Genomic DNA, 25,776 nt, shown 5'->3' with positions numbered 1-25,776 from the left:
ATTCCCTTTATAAATTAATCTATCTTTTTTCCGATATCTGCAATCGTACGCAATGAAAGAGAGAAATTAAAGTTTTGCAAGGGTGCTTTCCTGCCTGGATTCGTTACCTGTTGATAACCGAATGTTAACCCGAAACATTCATCCATATAACTCAAGCTAATTCCTCGCTTTATAAATGTACCAGATACTAAATCATAACCGGCGTTGCTATTAATGGACCAATAATCTGCCAATTTAAGTCCTGTTTGAAAAGAAATTTCTTGGCGCTCTTGAGAATATTCATAATCTGGTTGCTTTGCGATATAGGCATATTGTAGAGCCGCCCAAAAATTTTGCCATTTTTGTGATGCTTCGATTTCACTACGGCGGATTTTTCCTGTTTTTTTATCAAAGCGTCCACGCGTTTCTAAGGAAAAACCACTTTTATGGGTTGTACCAAACATTGCAACATAGTCTGAACGTTTTGCCTCTAAGCTAGAATGAGTACCGACATTGATAAAGTCCTTTTCTGCAAAAGAATTCTTTCCTGCTAGATGAAAGGATTGTCCAATGAGACCATAAAGAGACCAATTATCATTAAGGCTTCCAGAATATCTTATACCTATATTGGCTCTTGTACCACCTTCTACACGATCATAACCAGAAAATTTGTCTCGTTGAAAGAGAGTGGTTGCATCAAAGACAAAGCTTTGAGCATCTTCATTAGGAATTTGTCCAATATATTGTTCATTATTGCGTATAAAAATTTGTGCAGTTGGTTCTATAATATGTGTAGAATGATCAGCTGTAATGAGGAAGGGATAGCGTAGTTCCAACCCTGCTGTTGCCATGCCACGAATTGCTGAACCATGAATTGCGGATAAGGTATTGTTTTCTATAAAATCTGTGTGATTTTCGCTTGCATTGGTTGTAATGATATCAGCTCGTAGAGAGAGAAGAGGGGTTAAGATGAGTCCGTTGTGCGTGTTGAAGCGCTTTTTCCACTGAAGCTCGTTTGTTAAACGCAAACTATTTCCAGCCATACCAGAAAGTTTTACTGTGTTGAGAGGGTTTCCGTTCTGGTCGGGTGAACTGAAGTCAGCATGGCGACGATAAACTGATTGCATATTACTATGGAAGGTAAGCTCTCCATTATAAATGGGTTCATCTGGTGTGAAAAAATAATCGATGCGTGGTAAGACCCACGCTTGCCGAGAGTGACGTTCATAATGAGGATCATTCAATATTGAATCTTGAACTTTAAAATGATAAAAACGCATATCAAAATAATTTTTTCCTGCAAGACCATTCAGATAGATCTGAGAAAGTTGTGTAGGATTGTTATAGTTTTCAAGTTTATAGGCACGACTAAAATGCCGATCTGATTGTGCAAGAATATCCCATCCATAAGTCCAGTGTGAATTAATACGAAAATCCCCCTTTGTCGCCAGCATATAACGGTTTTTATGTTGGGCATCAATCGTATCATTATCAAATCTATGCGGTTTCATTTGATATATATGAGCAAAGCGAATGTTATAACGTCCCGTTTTTAAACGCTGACGCCATTCCCCTTCGGTTAAAAGCCCTTGTTGGGTATAAACCGTAGAAGAAAGGGTAAAATCATAATGGGGGGCGAGATTCCAGAAATAAGAATTCTTTATCCCCATACCGAGATAATCAGTATAAAAAAAATGAGGAGTAAGCAGACCGCTAGCACGCCTGACCGTTGGATCATAGATCTCAAAATTTGGAAATTTTATAATCGGTACACCAAAAACTTCAAAACTGCTATTTTCAAACCGAATTTTTTTGACGCTATTATTCCATATGATCTTTCTTGCTTTAATTTTCCATAGGACGTCTCTATCTGGTTTATAAGAGCAAGGTTCACAGGCTGTATAGGTTGCATTTTCAAAGACTGTTATGTGATTGTGTTTGCGTGTAGCATTTTGGGCTGAAAAGTGAACATTGTTGGCTGTATCAATACGTAGGGCGTTTACAAAACCCTCGCCAAGATCTTTGGTCATATCAATTTGGTTGGAATAAATTTTATTACCATCCTTTTGAGTAATTTCAACGTTCCCTTGTGCTATAAGCCGTCCTGTTTTTTGATTGTAAATAATTTTTTGAGCGACAACTTTATTGCCATCATATTCGATTTGGACATTACCGTGTGCAGAAACAGTGTTTTCATCACGATTGTAGATGAGTTCATCCGCAGAGAGCAAAAGAGGAGGTTCCAGATTTTGAATGCGACTTTGAGAAGGAGATTGAAGGCTTTGAGCGTGCGCACAATAAGACAAAGCACTTCCTAAAATAACCCCCACAACACTTTTAAAAGCGAGAGCACTTAATTTTGTTAAAATAGTTTTTTTAAGTGTTAATGCTTTCACTTAGCCATCCTCTTTATGAAGTAAAAAAGAGATTCCTAAGAATAACGCAATAACAACGGGTGTCCAAGCTGCAATAATTGGTGGAATATATCCAGCATTACCGAAAGCTTGAACAAGTACGGAAATAACATAAAGCATAAACCCAGCTATTACGCCACCAAGAATCAACATTCTAGATTGCCCAAAACGTGTAAAATTTAAAGATACAGTTGCTGCAATGAGGGTCATTGCCACAAGCAATGCCGGTAATGCAATCAAAGATTGAAAATACATATCAAAATTATTAGCAGAATAGCCAAATGAACGTGCAATCATAATTTTTTTTGGCAATTGGTAAAATGGAATAGTTGCGGGATTCACTAAACGTTCCGTTAAAAATTCAGGTTTTAGATTGGTTTTTATTTGCAACACGGTAAATTTTTCAGGAGGATGCCCTATTTTATAGATTGTTCCATTTGTTAATAGCCAAAATCCATTAGTCAAGGTTGCTTTTGGGGCGTTAATCCAATTTTTGACGGTTGCGTTGTCATTGTATTGTACAAAGGTGGCATCGAGAAGAGAAAGTCCTTGATCGGTGATAGATTTGGCACCAATGGTTGTTCTGCCTAAATTTGTACGTTGTGTTAACCAGTGGATACTTGTATTGTGAAGAGGTGTTAGTACATTGTGATTGCGCCATTCAGTCATCTTTTTTTCTGCTTGAGAAAATCCCCATGCAGCAAGTGGATTAATGAGAAGAATTGAAAATAATCCCAAAAGAAAAGCTCCAAAACAAGCTGGCATAAGAAATTGCCATGCAGAAACACCGATTGAACGAGTCACTACAAGTTCAAGTTTTTTGTTGAGCGAGATAAGCGTTGCCATTGCAGAAAAGAGTGCAATGAAAGGGATAAGTTGTTGCATGATAAAAGGGATGCGTAAAGCAGAGAGGAAAAATGCATCTTTTGCTGTATAATGCGGAAGGGAAGATAGCCTACCAGAATTCTCTGTGAAATCGATTAAAAGAGCAAGAACAAAAATGCTTCCCCAGAAATAACAAGTTATTTTAAGATACCGTATAAAAAAATATCGTCCAAGTGTCCACCCAATCATGATATTTTATCCGAGGAATCTTGAGATTTTTGCTGTTCAAATTTGTTCATTATTTTTTGAAAAGCGATTTGAAGTATCTCATTAACTTTTGTGGGAAGCCCAATTTTATGATTCGTTAAAAGCATAAAAAAGACAAATGCACTTGTTCCTATGGGTATAATATAAAGGAGAGGAACGTATGCAAGATCGCTTTTTGCTTTTTCTGCGAAAAAATATCCTATCCAATACACCAGAAAAGAGAGGGCAATTGCCGAGAGATTTGCGGAATGACGAGCTTGTCGATGGGAGCGTACATCCCCTGCTGCTGCTAATGCAATAAGTGAAAAAACAATAGGGTAGAGCCATTGTGTTAATCTGCGGTGAAATTCAGCTTTATATTGGAGTGGTTTTCGTTGATAGTAGGGATCTTTTGGGTCAGGGTTTTGTAAATAAGAAAGAGACCGATCTTTTGGATAAAGAGTAGGTGTTTTATCACTGGGGATAAACTCTCCTAGGCTAAAAGTATATGAGCTAAATTGCACGATTGAAACACTGTTATTTTGATGATTGACTCTTTCTATTTCACCGTTATTGAGAACCAGAAAACTGCCGTTTTTATTGCTCACAATGGATGCGTCTGTTGCATAATAAAAAAGATCAGTCTTAGGATCACGCTGGTCGGCAATGAAAAGGCGTTCAAGTGTTCCATTTGGATTTCGTTCGCCAATTTCTATGTAAAGGTTATTGGTGAGTTTTTGGAAGCTCCCTTCACTAATGAATAGATTAATAAGATCAAAATGAGCGCTTGCTAGCATTTGTCGCATATGAAGACGCGCTTGAGGAACAACAAAATTAGCTATAGAAAAGGAGGTACAGGATGCAACAATAGCAAGAAGAAGGATAGGTTTCCAAACAGTACTTTTAGGAAAACCAGAGGCATTGATGACAGCAAGTTCTGATTCTTGATGCATTGCTGAGAGGATGGTTGTAATTGCGATCACTAATGCAAACGGAATGACAACAAAAATAACAGAAGGAACCAATGAGAGTGAAAATTGTAAGACTGTGAGGAGTGTTTGTTTACTTGTTGTGAGAAAGTTTATCCGTGCAAGAATTTGTATAGTCCAACTAACGCCCACTGCTGCAATCATGACAGAACTAAACAAAACAAGGACACGTTTCAGGATGTAGAACTCAATAATACGCATAAATTGGGGAAAATCCTCAGTTTTTAATTCGATAGCAAATATTCTTACTGCTTTCGGTTAAAATGTAATAAAGTTTGAAAAAATATCCTTTCATGAATTGGATATTTTTACCAAATAAATAATATAAAATTGCCTATGAGGTCCTCTTTAAATTTTCCGTACATTATATTTTATTTTCAACTATAGTCTACAAAGAATCTAGAAAATAACTTAAAAAACTTTTTTATTAACGTTGAAGATAAAAATTTTTGTCTTTTAAAGACACGTGCAAAAAGATAATGCATCTCAATCAAAAAAGAGGGTTTATATCTTGAACCGTTTCCTTTGTATTAGGGATATAGAATTTTTTTTAAAAAGATGTTAGCTTTTTATAAAGAATGATGAAGGCTTAAGAGATTGGATATTTTATTCTATCATTTGACGCAGTCAACGCTGAAGGGTATTTTGCCGACGCTTGTGGAGCGTGCATTGGCTCGTTTTGGTAAAGTAACAATACAGTGTGTGAGTAAAGAACAACGCGATTCTATAGATATACATTTATGGGTTTATACTGATGAATCATTTATTGGACATGGAACGGAGTGTGATCAATATCCAAACTTTCAGCCTGTATTTCTTACGACAGGACAAGAAAATCCGAATGATTCAAAGATTCGTTTTCTCATAGAGGGAGCTGTTTGTTCGGATATTGATGCTTATCAACGGCTTGTCGTGATATTTGATGGTAGAAGTGAAGAGCAGTTGAATCTCGTTCGTGCACAGTGGAAAAAATATAAAATGGAAAATCATAATTTAACGTATTGGCAACAGACTGAAGATTGTCGCTGGGAAAAACAGGTTTAATGCGTCTTGTATCTATTGTTCTGATTTTTATAGGATTACTGGGAATAGTAAATCCTGCACTTTTTATTACGGAAGGCTCAGGGGGAGGGCGTTGGGTTTTTATTGTGATTTTTCTTTTAGGCATGTTAAATATATGGACTATAATTAAAAAAACGAAACGCCATAATGATAATTATTGATCGAATTTTGCTTGTTTTATGGGCTGTGATGTTGGCCTTCTTTTGCGTTTCATGGTTGGGGACAACGCATATCTTATCAGAAATGTTTGCTGTTTCTTATATAAGCAATATTGCAGATTTTTTATTTTTCTTTTTGAGTGCCTTGTTTGCAGGAATATTGTGGTGGAAAATACCTCAACCCCTATCTTTAAAAACGAAACTGGCAGCATTTTTGCCGCCAGTCCTTATTTTATTCTTCGTTATTATATTTTAGTTGGATATTTCATCATCTGTAAATCCGACGAAGCAAATCAGTGAAATAAAAGAAGCAAGAAGCAAATAATAACCGATATAAGATGTATCGAAATGTTGCACCAGATATTCTGCAATATAAGGCGCGAGAGATGCTCCTACAATAGCAGATAAATTGAAAGTAATAGAAGAACCGGTATATCGAATTGCTGTTGGGTATGGTGAAGCCAAAACAGCACCAAGAGGACTGTATATCATTCCCATGAGAGATAAGCCAATGACAGACATTGCAAGGACTCCTATAACTCCAGAATTTAAGAAATAAGGAATTGCGAAAGAATAAATACCGGTGATGATTGTAATCCAAATCATCAAAGTTCTACGTCTAATACGGTCAGCGAGTCTTCCCGTGATGACAGTAAAAATCCCACAAAAAATAGCACCGACAATTTCGATTTGAAGAGCTTGATGAAATGGCAATTGCAAATGGTTTGTTGAATAGCTTAACAAATATGTAGTAACCAAGTAAAACAAAACAAAAGTTGCCATACCAGAAAATATTCCAAGAAATAGGATTCGTGGACATTTTAAAAAGACATCTATGATAGGAACTTTGACATGTTTTTTACTTTCAAGAGTTTTTTTGAATTGAACAGTTTCATTGATTGAAAGACGGACCCATAATCCTATAATCATAAAAACAACTGAAGCAATAAAAGGAATACGCCATCCCCAAGCTAAAAGTTCTTCACGATCAAGGAAATGCAGCAGACCCAAATAAACAGCAATAGATAAAAACAAACCTATTGAAACGCCTAATTGGGGAAACATTGCATACCAGCCGCGCTTTTCTGGAGGGGCATTTTCTGTAGCGAGCAAAACAGCTCCTCCCCATTCTCCTCCTAATCCAATTCCCTGTCCAATACGGCACAAGGTTAAGAGGAAAGGGGCAAACCACCCAGCTATTTCATAAGTAGGAAGAAAACCAATAATGACTGTTGAAAGACCCATTGTGAGAAGAGAAGCGATAAGTGTTGCTTTTCTTCCAATCTTATCTCCAAAATGTCCAAAAACAACTGATCCAAAAGGGCGGGCAAAAAAGGCTGCTCCAAATATTAGGAAAGATTGTAAAATAGCAATTTGATCATTTTGTGTTGGAAAAAACACATGAGGAAATATAAGAGCTGCGGCAGTGCCAAAGACATAAAAATCAAAGAATTCAATTGTTGGGCCAATAAGGCTTGCAAATAAAATCCGACGAGGGGAGTTTCTGTTGCTTGTAGCTTTCATTTCTGAGTTTATAGACATGAATAGAATGTCCCTTTTAGTATATGACAAATCAAATGACGAGTTAACTGACTATAACTATAGAAATTTCAAATCGGTGTCGAGTCAATATTATGACACTTCGTTATATATTAGAACAATGATTATGGACTGATGAGTATGAATAAGTGATCTATATATTATCCATATTGAATAAAATAAAGACACTGTTTTAAATGCTGTAGAAGATGGCAATAGGTGGCCATAAACGCAGCTCTCATTCACATTGCTGTTTCCTTTAAAGTTTAATGCCATTTTTATCTATTAAGGAATCAATCTTATTCGTAGATCAGTGTTTAGTGTCTCAAAATATTAAAAATATTTTTCATGGATGCAATTATAACACTTTTAAAGTGTATCTAAAACAAATTAAATCTTTTAGTTGTGCATGCATTTTAAAACACATGGTGTATATTTGATCTGTCAGAGCTTAATCCATCGAATGCTTTGCTATCTTAAAAGACATGAGGTTGAGCAATTACGTTGTGTTGTTTTGATCTATGCACTTTTTTCTAAATGGGAGAATTTAAATTTAAAATTATGGAGTGTAAATAATGCAACGCAAATTGAAATTAAGTTTTTGTGCGGTAATGGCCAGTGGTTTTTTTGTCAAGATTGCGAGTGCATATGGAGTAGCTACACCAAGAGAAAAGTTATTAACACCAGTAAGTATCAGTGAACACCTAGAAGAGACAAGAAAGTTGTTATCGGAAGTGAGGGGACTAAAAGAAAAAAAGGGGGGATCAAAAAAGATAGAGAATAAACAGACAGTAGAAGGAAGTGATCTTTCAGAAGAGGAAAGGAAGAGATTAGAAAAGCTATTCTTTGAAGTACTCCCAAATTCAATAATAAGCGATGGTGCTACGATCTATATTACTAACCGTGACTCTGAAGGTTCTGAAATAAATAGCTTTAACTATAAAGATGCAGCTTATTCCATTAATAATACGGTTAGAGAAGGGGGAAAACTCTACATTGATGCAGCAAGTGTTAGCAGGGATACGACAATTGAGCATGGTGGGATTGAGTTTGTCCAAAACTTGAGCAGTTCGGAATATGCCGCTGTTAAAAAAGGGGGAAAACAAATTGTTGAGAGTGGTGCAAATGCAGAAGGGGCTCAAATCCATGGCGGTGAGCAGATTATTTTTGGTAAGGGGTTTCTTGGGGATGGTTTGTCGCGTGAAGATAAGGCAAGTAGTGCTTATGGCACTGAAATTCATGCTGCAGATGGAATGCTAGGAATACAAAGTGTCTATAGTGGGGGGATGGCTGTTGACACAAAGATTATGAAAGGTGGTGTCCAGAATCTTGATGGTAAAGAGAATTTTCATAACGGTTTCTCAGAAGATGCTGATACAGCCGATATAAAAGATGAAGATTTTACAATTAATGAGGGGGCTTTTGCACTGAGTACCGAACTTTTTAAAAATGGTATGCAGAATATCTTTGCAGGAGGGAATGCGAGCGAAGTTACTTTATACGATAGAGCTACTCAGAAGATATATGATTCTGGATACGTGGATAATCTAACAATTAATCATCAAGCACAATCATGGGTTTTTGCCGGTGCGATATTAGATAAGGATACAAATGTTAATGATTTTGGCAACCTCTATCTCTATGCTGGAAATGGTGAAGCTGTTACGGAAGTAGAAAATCTTAATTTAAATGGAGAAGATAGCAAACTATACATTATTGCGTCTGAAGATAACGGCAAAAAAACTGAGATTAATGTTAAGAATTTAAAAGGAAATGGGAGAGTTATTTTTACGTCTTTAGGGACTAATAAGCATTATTCACAGCTTAATATCGATGATCTTTCAGGTTCTTTACATTTCGATTTTAATGTCAATTTTGCCAAGCAGCTTAGTGATTATCTTGTGATTAAAAAAAGGGGCTCTGGTTCTCACACAATAAGTGTGGCTGATTCTGGGCGTGAAATTACAAATTCTTCTTACAAAAAGCTTAAATTAATTACTGATCGCAGCGGAAATGCCCATTTTACTCTGACAAACACTTTTGGTGAAAAAATCGGAACTGTTGATGCCGGAACCTATCGGTACAGTTTGAAACATAGAAACAATAAGGGTACTGGTAAAATTTGGTACTTAGATGCAAACCACACCATTGATGAGACAACTTCTCAAGTTTTTGATAGTGTATTGAAACCATATACTGGTTCATCAAGTGATTTACTTACAGAACTCACAATTGATCAAGGAACAACTATTTCTATTGCAGATCCTAGCTTTGACACGAGTAGCAAGGAAGTTGATAGCAATGGAGAAACTTCAATTAGTAATACAGTTAAAGATGGTGGAAAGCTTTCCGTTTATAGCGGTGGTTTTAGCTTGTATACGACAATTCAAAGAGGTGGCACTGAGCTTATTAAAACACAGGGTCTTTCACAGGATACTATTGTTCATAAAGGTGGGCAACAAAAGGTTAAAGAGGGGGGAAAAGCTGAAGGGGCTAAAATTTACGGAGGTGAGCAATTTGTTTCAGGAAAGTCTGATATTAAAGGTGCGACGGTGAGGAGCAGCGCCTATGACACTATCGTTTCTGGTGAGAATGGAGTGCGAGGATATCAGAATGTGTATGGTGATGGAGAGGTTTTTAACACACAGATCATGGAAGGAGGGATACAAAATCTTTATGGAGAAGAGGATCTAGACGAGTATAGCAGTTTTGCCTTTGATACGAAGGTCTTTTCTGGTGGACAGCAACATGTTTTAGCGGGAGGAATCGCGATTGGCGTTCTTTTAGAAGGGACTGCTTTTCAGGCAATAGATTTAGGAGGTTATGTAAAAGATTTAACCGTTAAGGATCAAGCACAATCATGGTTACATGGTGGCGCAACATTGGAAGGAAAGACAACGGTTAATGATTCTGGACGGATTTATCTTTATGCTGGTGCAGAGCAATCTCGTACTGAAGTAGAAAAAATTGTCTTAAATGGCAGAGATACAAAATTGTACGCGATTGCCTCTAATATAGATGGTGAAAGTTCTTTGATTGAGAATCTGAGTGGGAATGGTCGTGTTATTTTTACTTCTACCGTGTTTAATCCACATTACTCTAAACTTGAGATCAATGATCTTTCAGGGAGTTTACATTTTAGGTTGCATACTAATTTTGCAGAACAGCGCGGTGATTATCTTCTGATAAAACAAGGATCAGGTAATCACACCATAAGTGTTATCGATTCTGGTGTTGAAATTACCAATTCTCCTCTACAAGATCAGAATTTAGTTTTGGAGCTTGATTTAATTCATGTTCAAAGCGGAAATGCGCATTTTACTCTGACAGATTTTTCTGGTGAAGAGACGAGTACGATTGATGGTGGAGCTTACATGTATGGCTTAAAGACAAAAGATGATAATGGGGGAAAGACTTGGTCTTTGGCTACATCACAAATAACTTCTGCTCCTGTAATTCCTTCACCTCATGTGGAGTCGCCTATAGATAAGCTTCCTGAAAAAGAAGAAAATATGACATCGGCAAAAGATTTTAGTATCTCTGATGTAATTCATTACAGCATTGGGGAAGGAGGAGGAATTCTACAAAGCTCTTTGCTCGGTGATGATAACGTAGTTTATGTCTCTGATGATGGAGAGCAAGGTGTTCTTAAGAAGTCTATTAATAATACAATTCAGGGATCAGGAAGACTTTATGTTGAAGCTGGTGGTTTCAGTAAAAATACAACCATTGAAAATGGTGGTGTTGAGATTGTAGGGGAACAAGGGATTTCAGAATTTACGATTATTTACGAGGATGGAAAACAAAGAGTGGAGGGAGGAGGAACCGCATTGAGAGCTGAAATTTATGGTGGGGAGCAGCTTGTTTTCGGAGATGGTTATGTAAATGGTGGAATTGTGGGGAGCAGCGCTTATAACACGATACTGTATGGTCAAGGTGATACGCCAGGACAGCAGAATGTATATGATGATGGGATGGCTGTGGGAACAAAAGTGATGAGTGGAGGAATACAAACTCTTGCTAAATGGTTTCCTAATGATGATAACTTTGCAGAAAAAGCTGGCGGTTTAGCTGTAAATGCTGAAATCTTTTCAGAGGGTGTGCAGCGTGTTTTAGCAGGAGGTGAAGCAAATACAGTCATTTTACGCACTGGTGGTGTTCAAGAAGTCTATGCAGGTGGAATTGTAAAGAATCTAACGATTGAAGGTAATGCTAATTCATGGATTTCTCCTGGTGCAATATTAGGAGGAGAAATAAAAGTTCAGGATTTTGGTGGGCTCCATCTTGATGCTGGAGATAATGGTCAACAAACTATAGTAGAAAACATTGAATTAAACGGAGAAGACGCTCAATTATACTCCGTTGCTCGTGGGTTTGACGATAAAAGTACACGCATTCAGCAGTTAAGCGGTGTAGGAAAAGTCATTTTTACTTCTTCTGAAGATGATTTATATTACTCTCAGCTTTATATTGATAATCTAGCAGGGAGTCTACATTTTGACCTTAATGTTAGCCTTGCAGAAGGAAAAGGTGATTACCTCTTTATTGAGAATGGGAGTGGTTTTCATACAATAAGTGTCGTAGATTCTGGTATTGAAATTGTTGATCCTTCTTCAGCAGGACTTGATTTAATTTTTGATCAAAGTGGAGGAGCACATTTTACCCTGAGAAGCTTTTCTGGTGCAAATGTTAAAACTATTGATGGCGGAACCTATACGTATGGTTTAAAACAGAGAATTGATGAGGGTGGGGGCGAAAAAGTTTGGTATTTATCTGCAGTATTTATTGATAATGTTTCATTTCTCAACAGTTTACCACGTAGTAGAAGCAGATCTATGCGGCATTTAAATCAAAATCAATCAGCTTCTTCTCTTTCAACTATTGCAGCACCACAAGCGCGTATTATTAAATTGCCACGTCGAAGAAAAAACCGCCAAAACTTGAGTCAAAGATCTCCAGCTTTTGTATCTCCAACTGTTTCCTCTCTTGGAAGTCCCGTTATTGAAGTCTTAGGTTCAGGAAGTTTTCATCCTCTTTCTGATGAAAAACAACAAACTGCTGTTTCAACCTCTTCTCAATCTTTAGCCGATCAAATGATTGTGCGTCCAGTTCATAAAGAACAACCTTTTCTACAATTGAGTGAGAAACTTTCAGTTTCTCACTTTTTGACCACTCCCTCTACAGATGCGGTATTGTCTATGTCTGTGGCTCCAGCGATGATTTTTCACAATGAAATGCAAACCGTACGTGCGGGAAGAGGAATTCTAGATAAAAGTAAAAAGAATACGGCTTTATGGACCTATGCGATTAAATCTAAAGAGAGTGTTGTTACAGAGCATATAGATTTTAAACTGGATCAGACCGGTATCGTTTTGGGGATCAATGGTTTAAGCGAGTGGGAAAATGGAGAATTTTATATAGGTGGTTTTGGCAGTTATGATCGTGCCCGTGTTGCGCATGCACGGGGGGGCATCAGTGGTATCAATACTTATGGTATTGGCGCTTATGTCACTTATTTGGATCATAGTGGATGGTATCTCGATGGTATTTTAAAATACAATCATTATCAAAATACTCTAAAGGCAGTTTCAACGAATGGTTTAGGGATTGAAGGAAGTTATAGGCAATGGGCGCTGGGCGCCTCCTTTGAAGCAGGTTATCGACTTAAGACGTCAAAGAACAGTTGGTTGCAGCCTTATGGACAATTTACATGGTTGCAAGTTGAGGGTAAAGAAATCAAGTTATCGAATGACATGACAGGTGACATGCGTCCATTCACTTCATTACGCAGTGAGGTTGGTTTATCTTTAGGATATGAATTTGGTTTTCACATGGATTCCTCATCGCTTGCGTATATTATAGCAGCATGGTTGCGTGAGAATAAAGATGACAATCAAACGTTAATTAATCAACGGCATTCATTTACCACGGACTTATCAGGGAATGCAGGTAAATTAGGAATAGGTTTAAGCAGTTTAGTGAGTGAGAAGTTAAAGTTATATGGTGAGGCCCATTATATTAAAGGGCGTAAAACAAAACAGTCCCTTCAGGGAATTATAGGTGTACGCTATAGTTTCTAAATATATGGTTATTTTTTAGTTATCTTTAAATATATGATTGTTTTTAAAGGTCTTTAATTAAAGGTTCAGAGAACAATTTTTCAGAGCACGCAGCTTCGTTGTTCATGATAAACTGTATACCCTTATATACTTGATTATGCATTACTTTTTATCTTTGATAAGAAAACTCCGAGAAAATGCTAAAGAAGCACTATAAGAGCGCTCTTATATTCTTGATCAAAAAAGTATTTAAAAACTATAAAGAGCGGTTTTTTATGAGATAAGGAGGATTTTTAAGAAGGATTGTTGCAATCTAAGGTTGAAAATATATTTTGTAGAGCTAATTACGTTTAGTGTCTATGCAGGCGTGAAGGGGGGAGGATATGGCTCTACAATATAAATGGAAACGACATTGTTGGATACTCATGTTGAGCAGCTGTTTTGTGCAAGCTGCTGCTGCAAATGAGGGGGGAACAGCACTTTTTTGTCAATCTTCAAGTTATGAAAATGATAAAGTATTTCAAGATCAATACAATGAGGATATGAAAACAGGCAGATGCATACTTGGAGCCTCTAATGATGTCATGGTAAGAACGCGCAATGAATTAGACTTTTTGAAAAAGCCTAGCGATTTTATCATGGATAAGGGTGCTAGAGTGTTTGCGAGTCAACAGGAGCTTGACAGCAGTCATCGTGACAATGCTGGATATAATGCACAAGAACAAAATACTGCGTTTCTTAAAAAGCCTGAACTTATTTCCATTAAAGATGGGGCAATATTAGAAAATTATATCCTTGATAATGAAGGTAAAGCATACATTTCAAATGATGGTGAGATTGATAGTCCAGGGCGATCCATTAATAACACTGTAAGGAATGGTGCAGAGCTTTATGTGTATGCAGGAGGACTCAGTGAGAATAGTAAAATTGAACATGGTGGAATTGAAAATGTTCAGGCTTTAAAAGGAAAACAAGGTTTTTCGAAAAATGCTGTTGTTAAAGAAGGCGGGCACCAAAGTGTTGGAAATGGAGGGAAAGTAGAGGGGACTAAAATTTATGGCGGTGAGCAGCTTATTTTCGGCGAGGGGGATATTGGAGGAGAGATTAAAGGCAGTAGTGCTTCTCATACTATCATTTATGGTCAAGATGAAACACTAGGCCAACAAAAAGTATATGATGGCGGAAAAGTTTGGAATACAAAAGTTATGCAAGGGGGTGTCCAAGAGGTTGGACAAAAGTCTCAAAGTGCAAAAAATGGTGGTTTTGCATTTGACACAGAAGTTTTTGGTGGTGGTAAACAGCGTATCTTAAAAGGCGGTCAGGCTATTGGAGTCACTTTAAATGAGAGTGCTATTCAGGAAATATATACTGATGGATCTGTAAAAAATCTAACAATGAATGATCAAACAAAATCATGGGTGCATGCTGGAGCAACATTAGAAGGCAAGACACAGGTAAACCATTCTGGGCAGATCCATCTTTATGCTGGGAATGATCAACAACGCACCACAGTAGAAGATATTATTTTAAATGGAAAAGATACAAAACTATACTCTATTACTGATGAGTTTGATGGAAAAAGTTCTTTGATACAAAAATTAAGTGGTGAAGGGAGTATTATTTTTTCGTTTACAGGTTCTGATCCATATTATTCTCAGCTTCATGTGAATAATCTTTCAGGAAATTTACATTTCGCGTTCAATACTACGATTGCCCATAACCGTGGTGATTATCTCTTGGTTGAGAAAGGCGCTGGGAAACATACAATAAGTGTTGCTGATTCTGGAGTTGAAATCACGGATCCTTTTTCAAATAAGCGTGATTTAATTACGGATCAAAGTGGTGGAGCGCATTTTACGCTGACAGATCTTAAGGGTGAAAAAATTAACGCCATTGATGGTGGAACTTATATGTATGATTTGAAAGAAAGAAAGGATGAAAATGGAAAAGTTTGGTTTTTATCGGCAGACCGCCTCAGTGGACCAGAACCTTCTATACCAGATCCGACAAATCCTTTTTTTCCTGGAGAAACATCAACAACCCCCTCTACAGATGCAGTGTTAACGTTGTCCGTAGTTCCTGGGCTTATTTTTAATAATGAGTTGCAAATTATACGGAATGGTAGAAAAATTTGGGACAGAAATAAGAAGGATATCGAACTATGGACTTATGGGATTAAGAGCAGAGAACGTGTTGCGACAGGCCATACACACTTTAAGCTTGGGCAGACAGGTTTAGTCTTTGGTGCTGATCAGTTGAGTGAATTAAGGCATGGAGAGTTGTATGTTGGTGGTTTCGGGAGTTATGATCAAGCACGTATTTCTCATGCACGAGGTGGTGACAGCGATTTGAGCTCTTATAGTATTGGAACTTACGCAACTTATTTTGATCATCGTGGATGGTATATGGATGGTGTTTTGAAATATAATTATTACCGAGATAATTTGAAAGCCATATCAACGAATGGTTTAGCCATTCAAAGTCATTACAATCAGTGGGCGATAGGTGGATCATTTGAGATTGGTTGTTATTTTGAACCGGCACAGAATACTTGGATGCAGCCTTATATCAAGCTAACAGGTTTGCAGGTTGAAGGTAAAAGAATAAAACTTTCCAATGGAATGATAGGTGATCTAAGCCCATTAACTTCATTCCGCAGTGAAGTTGGATTGACTGCAGGACATGAATTTTTTGTGAGTTCAGAAACTTCATTAACAGCTTACATTATGGCAGCTTGGTTGCGTGAGAATATAAATAATAATTATACGACAATTAATAACCAGTATAAATTTATTACAGATTTATCAGGCAGTGCGGGTAAATTGGGAATTGGTTTAAACGGTTCGGTCAATGATAAACTAACACTTTATGCGGAAGCACATTATCTAAAAGGACATAAGATTAAGAATGCTCTTCAAGGTATTTTAGGATTACGCTATAGTTTCTAAATATGTGTGCATGGCTGATTAACTTTACAAATGTAATTGTTTTGCAAACTTAAACAGATAACGTTCGGCTATGTCTTCTCGAGAGTGTAAGGACTTTCTCAAATAGTAGAAATGTCTTTATACTCTCTCTTTTAAAGGCAACATACTGAATTTATAATAATAATTCATTTCTATGCATGTTGAATGAGAGTCGCGAAAATCATAGGATTCTCTCATTCCAAATCTGTTTATGTTGAATCAATCAAAATTATTCGCTTGGCACATCGCAAGCGGGATGAAGGTGTGTATAAAAACTATACAAAAAAGAAGTAAAAATGTCTCTGATGAATCGTCTCTAGTGTCAAGGGCTGTCACAACATTGGGATGGCAAAGTGTATGATGATATCGGCCCGCTTCTTCATAAGCGTAAAGATTGGGGGGTCAATGGCTTTACCGGTATATCATTCATGGATGACGTGGCGAAATGGGCTTGAGTGCATTGAGAGATGTCTCTTTAAAACAAGTGAGTGAATGTACAACCCAATGGCGTTTTGTTTTACGTGAAGAGGGGGCCCCATTAAAGGGCACGAGCATTTTTTTCATCTATAATTCCAGATATGCAAATTATTCCTTTAACTTAAGTGAACATTTTGAATTTTATTCAATTTTTCTGCCTTAAGTTAGAGTTTTTTAGTGGTTTATAGATAAACAACTTTAAGTTGTTTAAATTAAAAAAATACACTAAAAAATTGTATTTAGACATAAATAAAACACATTATGATACAATCTAAAATGAGCTATCTATGTAGTCGCGGGGTATTTTTCTAAATAATTGAGAGTGGAGTGTGGATAATGCGGTATAAATACAAATTAAGTTTTTCAGTATTGATGATCAGTAGTTGTCTTGTGCAATCTGCAAGTGCAGTTGAGAGTAGGAATAGAGTGCTAACAAGAGCAACACATGTGGTAAATAGAGAAGAGGAAGAAAAAAAAATAGCACTGATGTCTAATTTTTTTCGCAATAATACTATTCTCAAAGATGGTGATGTAGAGCTTGTTGATAATGGAGAAAGTTCTGTAGGTTCCACTATTAAAAAAGGAGGGATGCAAATAGTTACACGGGCAGGAATTGCAATGAACGCCAAAATTTTGGGAGGTCAGCAGTTTATTCATGAAGAGCCATATATTGATCTTACAAGCGTGGAGAGAAAAAGTAGTGCATATAATTCCACAGTTACTGGGGATGGTGGAACAGTTGGACAGCAGAATGTGTATGATGGAGCGTGGGGTTGGTATACGAAAGTGGGAGATAACGGAGAACAAAATCTTTATGCAGGACAAAGAAAAGAGGGGGGAAAATCAATGTATGCTGAGGTCTCTGGGAATGGGAGACAGCACGTCTTAGCGTTAGGAGAATCTTATGCTACTAATTTGAAAGATCATGCTATTCAAGTTGTATATCCTGAAGGGTTTGTGGATGGTCTGACTGTTAACAACTTTGCTAAATCGTGGTTCCATGTTGGTGTACAAGAGGTCCTTGGAGAAGTAAGGATCAATGATCACGGAGAACTTTATTTATTCGCTGGTGATAGGACAAATCATACGACTAAGGAAAAAATTCCTATAAAGGACAGAGTGGATGAAACAATATTTGAGGTTGGTGAACGGAATATGGGAGAAAAACCTCAGATTGAAATTGAAGATTTAGGGGGGCAAAATGGGACTGTTATTTTTACTTCTATACCGTATGATCCACGATATATTTCACTTCATGTTGAGAAACTTTCAGGGAGTTTACATTTTCGATTCAATATTAGTGCTACGGGGGATTCGAGTGATTACTTATCGATTGATGAGGGCGCAGGTAATCACAAAATAAGCGTTGCAGATTCTGGTCGTGAAATTACAGGTCTTCTCTCACAAAAGAATAGTTTGGTTACAGGGATTAATTTAATTACTGATAGAAGCCACAATGGAGGCGCTAATTTTACTCTGGCAGACCTTTCGGGTCAGGACATTACAGCTGTTGATGGTGGGGCCTATCAATATCAATTGCTGAAGAGAGATAGATGTGCTGATTCTAGTGGTAGTGCTACAATTTGGTATTTAGGAAGAGCCTCTGGAGGTACGACACGTTCGAATACTGAAGCACAGTGTGTAAACAAGAAAACGAAGATTCCTCTTGCATTATCTGATCAAGGTGCTCCTTCTAGAGGAAAAAATACAGGCTCTCGTAAACCTATTATAAAACAACCAGCTAAACCACGACCTCCACGTCATTTAAGAGGGGCACAGAATGTCTCTAGTGTTTCTGTATCTCCAACTGTTTCCTCTCTTGGAAGTCACGTTATTGAAGTCTTAGGTTCAGGAAGTTCTCATCCTCTTTCTGATGAAAAACAACAAACTGCTGTTTCAACCTCTTCTCAATCTTTAGCCGATCAAATGATTGTGCGTCCAGTTCATAAAGAACAACCTTTTCTACAATTGAGTGAGAAACTTTCAGTTTCTCACTTTTTGACCACTCCCTCTACAGATGCGGTATTGTCTATGTCTGTGGCTCCAGCGATGATTTTTCACAATGAAATGCAAACCGTACGTGCGGGAAGAGGAATTCTAGATAAAAGTAAAAAGAATACGGCTTTATGGACCTATGCGATTAAATCTAAAGAGAGTGTTGTTACAGAGCATATAGATTTTAAACTGGATCAGACCGGTATCGTTTTGGGGATCAATGGTTTAAGCGAGTGGGAAAATGGAGAATTTTATATAGGTGGTTTTGGCAGTTATGATCGTGCCCGTGTTGCGCATGCACGGGGGGGCATCAGTGGTATCAATACTTATGGTATTGGCGCTTATGTCACTTATTTGGATCATAGTGGATGGTATCTCGATGGTATTTTAAAATACAATCATTATCAAAATACTCTAAAGGCAGTTTCAACGAATGGTTTAGGGATTGAAGGAAGTTATAGGCAATGGGCGCTGGGCGCCTCCTTTGAAGCAGGTTATCGACTTAAGACGTCAAAGAACAGTTGGTTGCAGCCTTATGGACAATTTACATGGTTGCAAGTTGAGGGTAAAGAAATCAAGTTATCGAATGACATGACAGGTGACATGCGTCCATTCACTTCATTACGCAGTGAGGTTGGCTTATCTTTAGGATATGAATTTGGTTTTCACATGGATTCCTCATCGCTTGCGTATATTACAGCAGCATGGTTGCGTGAGAATAAAGATGACAATCAAACGTTAATTAATCAACGCCATCCATTTACCACTGACTTATCGGGGAATGCAGGTAAATTAGGAATAGGTTTAAGCAGTTTAGTGAGTGAGAAGTTAAAGTTATATGGTGAGGCACATTATATTAAAGGGCGTAAAACAAAACAGTCCTTTCAGGGTATTTTAGGTGTACGCTATCGTTTCTAACGATATGGTTATTTTTTAATTGATCTCAATGATAATTTTGATGGAAAGTGTTGAGGAATATAAAAGAAGTTCAACATTTGCTGAGGGGCGGTAGCGCATCTTTATGATGGGATGAGCAATTGCAGGTATTTTTATTAAAGTCTTCTTTATAATTCATTCTATATTTTTGAGAATTTGTGTAGATTTTTGCAGAGTCACTTGGCAAAGGGCTCCTTGCTCGCTATAGAAATGGCTAGAAAATATTATAAATGAAATAAAGGTGGTTAAATGGCTTTAGAGCGTACTTTTTCGATGATTAAACCAGACGCAACCCGTCGTAATTTGACTGGCGCAATTACTAAAATGCTTGAGGATGCGGAGCTACGTGTTATTGCGTCTAAACGTGTCTGGATGAGCAAACGTGAGGCTGAAAAATTTTATGCTGTTCATAAAGAACGTCCTTTTTTTAGTGAATTGGTTGAATTCATGTCTTCTGGTCCAACCGTTGTACAAGTTTTGGAAGGTGAAAATGCAATAGCTAAAAACCGTGAAGTAATGGGGGCTACGAATCCTAGTAATGCAGAAGAAGGGACAATTCGTAAGGTTCATGCTTTATCGATTGGCGAAAATTCTGTCCATGGATCCGATAGTGCTGAAACGGCAAAAACAGAAATCGCCTTTTGGTTTCCTGAGGTAGAAATTGTTGGTTAATAAAGCGTTTATAATAATAAAGCGTATATAAGAAGCAAAAATCCGAAACACTATGTTTCGGTTTTTTGCTTATAAGATTATAGATTTTTTTGAAAGCATATAGAGCATTAATCGTTTTTTTAGCTTTTAATATTACAGCTGCTTTTACGAAAATATAAAGCCTATTTACTCTTTTTTGAATAGCTTTTATCTACACGTCCCCCTTATTTGTAATGTGCAAAACAGTGTTTGATTGATTTATCATTAATAAAAATAAATCAATCTTATGCTATTCTTATCTCTTATTTAAGTACAAAAAGATAAATTATCATTATAAATCTCCATACTCTTCATAGGATAACGTGTTTTAAACCTGCACGAAAATAATCCCACCCTGTCCACAATGTAAGGAGGGCAGAAATCCACAACATAGTAATGCCAAACTCTACTGTGTAAGGGAAAATTTTATTACCGGCTGGTCCAGCTAAAAGAAATACAATAGCGATCATCTGTACAAAAGTTTTCCATTTTGCAAGACGAGAGACAGGAACACTAACTTTTAACTCAGCCAAATATTCACGTAATCCTGATACAAGAATTTCTCTGCAAAGAATGATAATAGCTGCCCATAGTGTCCACCCAGCGATGGTACTGTCTGCGGCAAGCAAGAGCAAACAAGCAGAGACGAGAAGTTTATCGGCAATTGGATCTAACATGCGACCAATATTGGATGTTTGTTCCCAAATACGAGCAAGGTAACCGTCAAGAAAGTCAGTAATGGATGCAACGATAAAAATAGAAACAGCAATCCAGCGAGTGATATCACTTGATTGTAGTCGCCCTTCTAAAAAAAAGCATGCAACAACCATTGGGACTGCAACAATTCGTGCATAAGTTAAAATATTTGGAAAAGAAAAAGTATGATTTTTCATGGAGCCATTTTTAATTCTTGTGAAAGAGAATATATTTCCTAAACGTAACAAGGCGAAGGTAATGAAACAAGCCTATTTTTCATGAAAATGGTTATAAATTTTTTGTGCAATTGTCATAGAGATTCCCGTAACTTTTTTTAAATCTTCAAATGAGGCACTAGCAACAGCTTTGGCACTTCCAAAATGATGAAGCAATGCACGCTTTCTTGTCGGACCGATATTTTCGATTTCATCAAGTGGGTTTTTGAATGTTGCTTTTTTTCGTTTTATCCTATGAGTTCCAATCGCAAAACGGTGTGCTTCATCACGCAGACGTTGCAAAAAATAGAGGATAGGATCACGTGGAGGAAGTGTAAAGGGGGGAATACCTTTTATAAAAAATCGTTCACGTCCCGCATGACGGTCAACACCTTTGGCGATTCCAACAACTGTGAAGAGATCATTTAATTGTAATTCAGCAAGTATTGCATGTACGCTGTTGATTTGTCCTTCACCACCATCGATTAAGATAAGGTCAGGCCAAATGGGAAAAAGATCATCATCTTTTATGTCATGACTTCTATTTGGCAGATCATACTCTTTGATAAGGCGTGAAAATCTTCGTTTAATCACTTCTTTCATCATGCCAAAATCATCGCCAGGCGTGATATCTGTTGAGCGAATGTTGAATTTTCGATATTGATTTTTAATAAATCCCATTTGACCAGCAACAATCATAGCTCCTACAGCATTTGTTCCCATGATATGAGAATTGTCATAGACTTCTATCCGGCGTGGAGGAAAAGGTAGTTGGAATGTTTTAGCAAGACCTTGAAGCAATTTTGTATGGGTGGCTGTTTCAGAAAGCTTATGTTCAAGTGCTTCATGAGCATTGAGATAGGCACGATTAACAAGAGTTTTCCGTTCACCTTGTTTAGGTAAAGAGAGGGATACTTTGTGGTTTGCTTTGAGACTAAATGCTTCTGTAAGAAGTGCCTTTTCTTCAATTTCTTCAGATAAAAGGATGCTTTTGGGAAGTGGTTTATCATCGTAAAATTGGGCAAGAAAACTCGCTAAAATTTCAGTGCGGGAAAAAGAGGGATCTGCTTTAGGAAAATAGGCACGGTTTCCCCAATTTTGCCCCATGCGAAAAAAGAACACTTGAATACAGGTCATTCCTTCTTTTTGCGCAATTGCAAATACATCCGCTTCTTTTATCGTTTGAGGATTAATACCTTGATGGCTTTGTATGTGAGAAAGGGCTGATAAGCGGTCACGATAGGAAGCTGCTTGTTCAAAATCAAGATTTTCTGCGGCTTTATGCATAGCTTGAACCATATCGCTTTTAATAGATTGATCTTTTCCCGAAAGGAACGCTTTTGCTCCTTTCACCAGTTCTTTATAATCACTGTCACTAATTTCATGAGTACAAGGTGCAGAACATCGCTTAATTTGATAAAGCAAACAGGGGCGTGTACGGTTTTCAAAAACTGAATCAGTACAGGTTCGTAATAAAAAGGCGCGTTGTAAAACATGAACTGTTTGTGTCACTGCACCAGCAGAAGCAAAAGGACCAAAATAGTGAGCTTTTCGTATTCGAGCACCACGATGTTTGTAAAGTGCAGGCACTCGATGATCATCTGTAATCATAATATAAGGGAAACTTTTATCATCACGCAGGAGTACATTAAAATGTGGATGCAATCTTTTGATGAGATTGGCTTCTAAAAGGAGTGCTTCTGTTTCTGTATGGGTGACGATAAATTCCATATGATATGTTGCACGAATCATGCGGGTAATACGATTATTGTGTCCTTGTTCACGTGTATAGTTTGAAACACGTTTTTTGAGATTACGGGCTTTGCCAACATAGAGAATATCACCATTTTCACCAATCATCCGGTAAACCCCTGGCTTATGCGGAAGGTGTCTAACAAACTCTTGTATGAATTTGATACCTTGGAATTGATTTTTCTCATTGCTTTGATCGGCATTATGCCATGTAATATTAGAGAGAAAAGAAAGATTTTCCCGTTCATTTTGCGGATAATTTGTATTATTTTTCAGGACCATTCCGTTTATTACGAATATGTTGTTTGTTTAATATATGAAATATTCTTTTTTATTAAATAATGATTATTTATGTCTTTATAATTTTTTTCTATAAATAATATCTTATAGCATAAGAGTATGATTTTAGAGAGCTGATCTTTCATGAAAAATATGAGAGTTGTTATTTAAAGTAGCTTTATAAACTCGCCCAATTTATTCATTAAAATGATTGGAATAGGAAATTCATGATGATAAGAGCATAGATTTTTTTAAAAGAGAAAACATTAATTCACGCTAATCGTTGTTCGCTTATTATTATATGTTGATATGATCCCAAAAATCAAAAAACTTTGTTAATTAGTGCTTTTGTGTCTTGCAATATGATATTTTAATGTAGGGAAAATACAGAGAAAAGTCTAACATAATAGATGTTCTTTTTGAAGCCACTTATGCGTTATTTGGGCATTTTCATCTTGTCCCAGACGGTTGATAAGAAAGGGGCTGAGTTTTTTCATTTCTTCTTCCAAAAGGTAGGGAGGGTTAATAATAATCATACCACTTCCATTCATTGTCGGTGGACTTGAACTTTTTCGGATACGCATTTCAAGCTGTAGAATCTTAGGAATTCCGGTTTGATAAAGCGCGTGAAGAAAACTTTCAATTTCTTTATCATATTTAACAGGATACCATAAAGCGTAGATTCCTCCAGAAAAGCGACGATAGGCTTTCGTTAATCCCTCAATAAGGCGGGAAAACTCTCCAGCTTTTTCAAAGGGAGGGTCAACAAGGATAAACCCACGTTTTTCTTTTGGTGGTACATGAGCATTTAAGGAAAGCCAACCATCTAAATGCAGAACTTTTGTCTGATAATCTCCTGCAAAGTTTTTTGCTAAAATATGATAATCTTCATTGTGCAATTCTATTGCGGTGAGGCGATCTTGTTTCCGTAATAATTGACGAATAAGAACAGGAGATCCAGGATAAAATACAATTTCTTTTTCCCCTTTATTGAGGGCATCAATGATGTCACACCATGGACAAAGGAGTGTTCCTAAATCTTCTGGGATAGGAGTTGAAAAAAGTCGTTGGACACCTTCGCGCCACTCTCCTGTTTTATGTGCTTCTAAAGAAGAAAGGTCATAAATACCGATTCCAGCATGCGTATCTATAACGCGAAAAGCTTTTTCTTTGCGTTTGAGATATTCTACAATGCGAGTGACAATAATGTGTTTAAAAACATCAGCAAAATTGCCAGCATGATAAATATGCCGATAATTCATGGAATAAACTCTATCATATGTATAACTGTACCGGATTATTAGCATAGAATAATAGAATTGATATCCATAAAAATACTCTTGTAGAAATCAAACAATACCCTCACTCCCACATTATACACTACAGAAAAAATATTAATGTCATCAGAGCATTTATTCACAGAGCTATTTTTATATAATGAGATTAATCGTTAAAATTTTAATTTTTTTATATGAAAGATAGACAAGAAGAGATCAAACATTTCAATAGAGATATTTATGTTGTAAGAGAATTTTTTTATGACCGCGGACTCTTTCAGGAAAACTATAAAAAAACTCAATTAACGAGAATATTAGTGAAGTTTGTTGAAAAATTGAAGGGTATCTTTCAAATTCATTTTGTTTAAAGATTAAAGAATTTCAAATGCTTGATAAAAACATTGTTACATTTATAAGTTTTTTAGCAAGCGTAAAATTATGGATAGAGCAATAAAGTGCTGGTGTTATAGTGATAGATTTTTGTAAAAGTGTGAATGAATTTCATTGTTTTAAGCGGAGCCGAAGCTTTACATTATACACGCTAAATAGCTAGGTTATTGTGTATGATGCTAAAATAAAACTTTTGAAAATTGATATGTGCTCTGCAAGCTATCTCAATCAAAATGAGGAATTTTAAACTAAAGTAAATAGGTTTATCTATCTCTAACACTGTATTATCGAGCGGCTTTATGAGGTAATCTTATAAAAAAGGCTAGGATAAGAAATTCTTTTTATATGGATTATGCTTCTATACCATGCTTTTGATTGAATGTAATTTTCTATTCATGCCCATTCTGTTTTCAATACTGAGATAGGTTAAACACATGATATTATGAGAACGCATGCCCAGAATCCGGAGACTTGTAATAGTTAGAGCATACAGTGGCTTAGAGAGCTGGTTATATGGAGGTATTTTACTGAATAAAGGCACAAGCTGGTACCTTTTTTATTTTTTAGCAGTATTGCCATACCTCTTGGCACTTGAGTTGGTTCATAAAGTACATTTTTACTCTTTCCGCTAATAGTTTTATTTACACGACAGATATTTAATTGAATACGATGATGGCTCATATTTCGTATTGTATATGGAATAATGGATGATAAAATTCCCACCCCAACGCAAAGAGTAAATGTTGTGCGTAAGATGATCGTTTTTGAAGAGACTGATGATGTGTTAAGAAAGTTTTTTAGAGATTTTTCTTTCTGATTTTTTTAATTGAAT

At 36.7% G+C, this 25,776-nt stretch carries 14 protein-coding genes; 7 read left to right on the top strand and 7 right to left on the bottom strand.

Translation table 11 applies throughout. The features are described from left to right. Positions 1-14: 14 nt before the first annotated feature. From ACFINX_RS01275 to lptF, 3 genes are read right to left on the bottom strand one after another with little or no spacing between them, the layout of a single operon-like run. The gene (locus ACFINX_RS01275) at positions 15-2,375 is read right to left on the bottom strand and encodes an LPS-assembly protein LptD (protein ID WP_375668197.1); all 2,361 of its coding nucleotides are present in this window, start codon (positions 2,373-2,375) and stop codon (positions 15-17) included. Next, complete coding sequence (gene lptG, locus ACFINX_RS01270) at positions 2,376-3,467, bottom strand: LPS export ABC transporter permease LptG (RefSeq protein WP_375612925.1); 1,092 nt, start codon at positions 3,465-3,467, stop codon at positions 2,376-2,378. Further along, positions 3,464-4,654: an LPS export ABC transporter permease LptF gene (lptF, locus tag ACFINX_RS01265; protein ID WP_375649559.1), complete on the bottom strand. Its 1,191-nt coding sequence runs from the start codon at positions 4,652-4,654 to the stop codon at positions 3,464-3,466. Before lptF ends, lptG begins: the two co-directional genes overlap by 4 nt. A gap of 396 nt (positions 4,655-5,050) precedes the next feature. Here lptF and ACFINX_RS01260 point away from each other — a divergent pair, with 396 nt between their 5' ends. Genes ACFINX_RS01260 through ACFINX_RS01250 form a run of 3 tightly spaced genes read left to right on the top strand, consistent with a single transcriptional unit; the run spans position 5,051 to position 5,929 of the window. Then, positions 5,051-5,497 carry a DNA polymerase III subunit chi gene (locus ACFINX_RS01260; protein WP_375649565.1) on the top strand — a complete coding sequence of 149 codons (447 nt, stop codon included), beginning with the start codon at positions 5,051-5,053 and terminating at the stop codon, positions 5,495-5,497. Next, complete coding sequence (locus ACFINX_RS01255; protein ID WP_375611245.1) at positions 5,497-5,676, top strand: hypothetical protein; 180 nt, start codon at positions 5,497-5,499, stop codon at positions 5,674-5,676. Before ACFINX_RS01260 ends, ACFINX_RS01255 begins: the two co-directional genes overlap by 1 nt. Continuing rightward, on the top strand, positions 5,663-5,929 hold the full coding sequence (locus ACFINX_RS01250; RefSeq protein ID WP_375611246.1) for a hypothetical protein: 267 nt from the start codon (positions 5,663-5,665) through the stop codon (positions 5,927-5,929). The genes ACFINX_RS01255 and ACFINX_RS01250 overlap by 14 nt, the downstream gene beginning before the upstream one ends. Here ACFINX_RS01250 and ACFINX_RS01245 read toward each other — a convergent pair. Further along, positions 5,926-7,215 (bottom strand): MFS transporter, encoded by a 1,290-nt coding sequence (locus ACFINX_RS01245; RefSeq protein ID WP_375611247.1) that lies wholly within the window; start codon positions 7,213-7,215, stop codon positions 5,926-5,928. The two genes, ACFINX_RS01250 and ACFINX_RS01245, sit on opposite strands and share 4 nt — an antisense overlap. 572 nt (positions 7,216-7,787) lie before the next feature. On the opposite strand from ACFINX_RS01245, the gene bafA (ACFINX_RS01240) reads away from it, so the two are divergent. From bafA (ACFINX_RS01240) to ndk, 4 genes are all read left to right on the top strand, one after another. Then, entirely contained in the window at positions 7,788-13,292 is a 5,505-nt protein-coding gene (gene bafA / locus ACFINX_RS01240; protein ID WP_375668196.1) for a BafA family autotransporter, read from the top strand. A gap of 362 nt (positions 13,293-13,654) precedes the next feature. After that, positions 13,655-16,219 carry a BafA family autotransporter gene (bafA, locus tag ACFINX_RS01235; protein ID WP_375668195.1) on the top strand — a complete coding sequence of 855 codons (2,565 nt, stop codon included), beginning with the start codon at positions 13,655-13,657 and terminating at the stop codon, positions 16,217-16,219. A gap of 831 nt (positions 16,220-17,050) precedes the next feature. After that, positions 17,051-19,627: a BafA family autotransporter gene (gene bafA / locus ACFINX_RS01230; protein ID WP_375668194.1), complete on the top strand. Its 2,577-nt coding sequence runs from the start codon at positions 17,051-17,053 to the stop codon at positions 19,625-19,627. A gap of 267 nt (positions 19,628-19,894) precedes the next feature. Beyond that, positions 19,895-20,317 (top strand): nucleoside-diphosphate kinase, encoded by a 423-nt coding sequence (gene ndk / locus ACFINX_RS01225; protein WP_375668193.1) that lies wholly within the window; start codon positions 19,895-19,897, stop codon positions 20,315-20,317. Positions 20,318-20,646: 329 nt separating this feature from the next. Here the strand turns inward: ndk and pgsA are convergent, their stop codons facing one another. The 3 genes from pgsA to ACFINX_RS01210 all read right to left on the bottom strand — a co-directional run bounded on the left by pgsA (position 20,647) and on the right by ACFINX_RS01210 (position 24,539). Next, entirely contained in the window at positions 20,647-21,228 is a 582-nt protein-coding gene (pgsA, locus tag ACFINX_RS01220) for a CDP-diacylglycerol--glycerol-3-phosphate 3-phosphatidyltransferase (protein WP_273723320.1), read from the bottom strand. A 72-nt stretch (positions 21,229-21,300) separates the two neighbouring features. Further along, complete coding sequence (gene uvrC / locus ACFINX_RS01215; protein ID WP_375668192.1) at positions 21,301-23,280, bottom strand: excinuclease ABC subunit UvrC; 1,980 nt, start codon at positions 23,278-23,280, stop codon at positions 21,301-21,303. A gap of 395 nt (positions 23,281-23,675) precedes the next feature. Continuing rightward, positions 23,676-24,539 carry a 23S rRNA (adenine(2030)-N(6))-methyltransferase RlmJ gene (locus ACFINX_RS01210; protein WP_375665854.1) on the bottom strand — a complete coding sequence of 288 codons (864 nt, stop codon included), beginning with the start codon at positions 24,537-24,539 and terminating at the stop codon, positions 23,676-23,678. Positions 24,540-25,776: the final 1,237 nt, after the last annotated feature.

Source organism: Bartonella sp. AP36NXGY (assembly GCF_042195865.1).
In the GTDB taxonomy this organism is placed as follows: domain Bacteria; phylum Pseudomonadota; class Alphaproteobacteria; order Rhizobiales; family Rhizobiaceae; genus Bartonella.
This window is presented reverse-complemented; position numbering and strand designations above follow the sequence as displayed.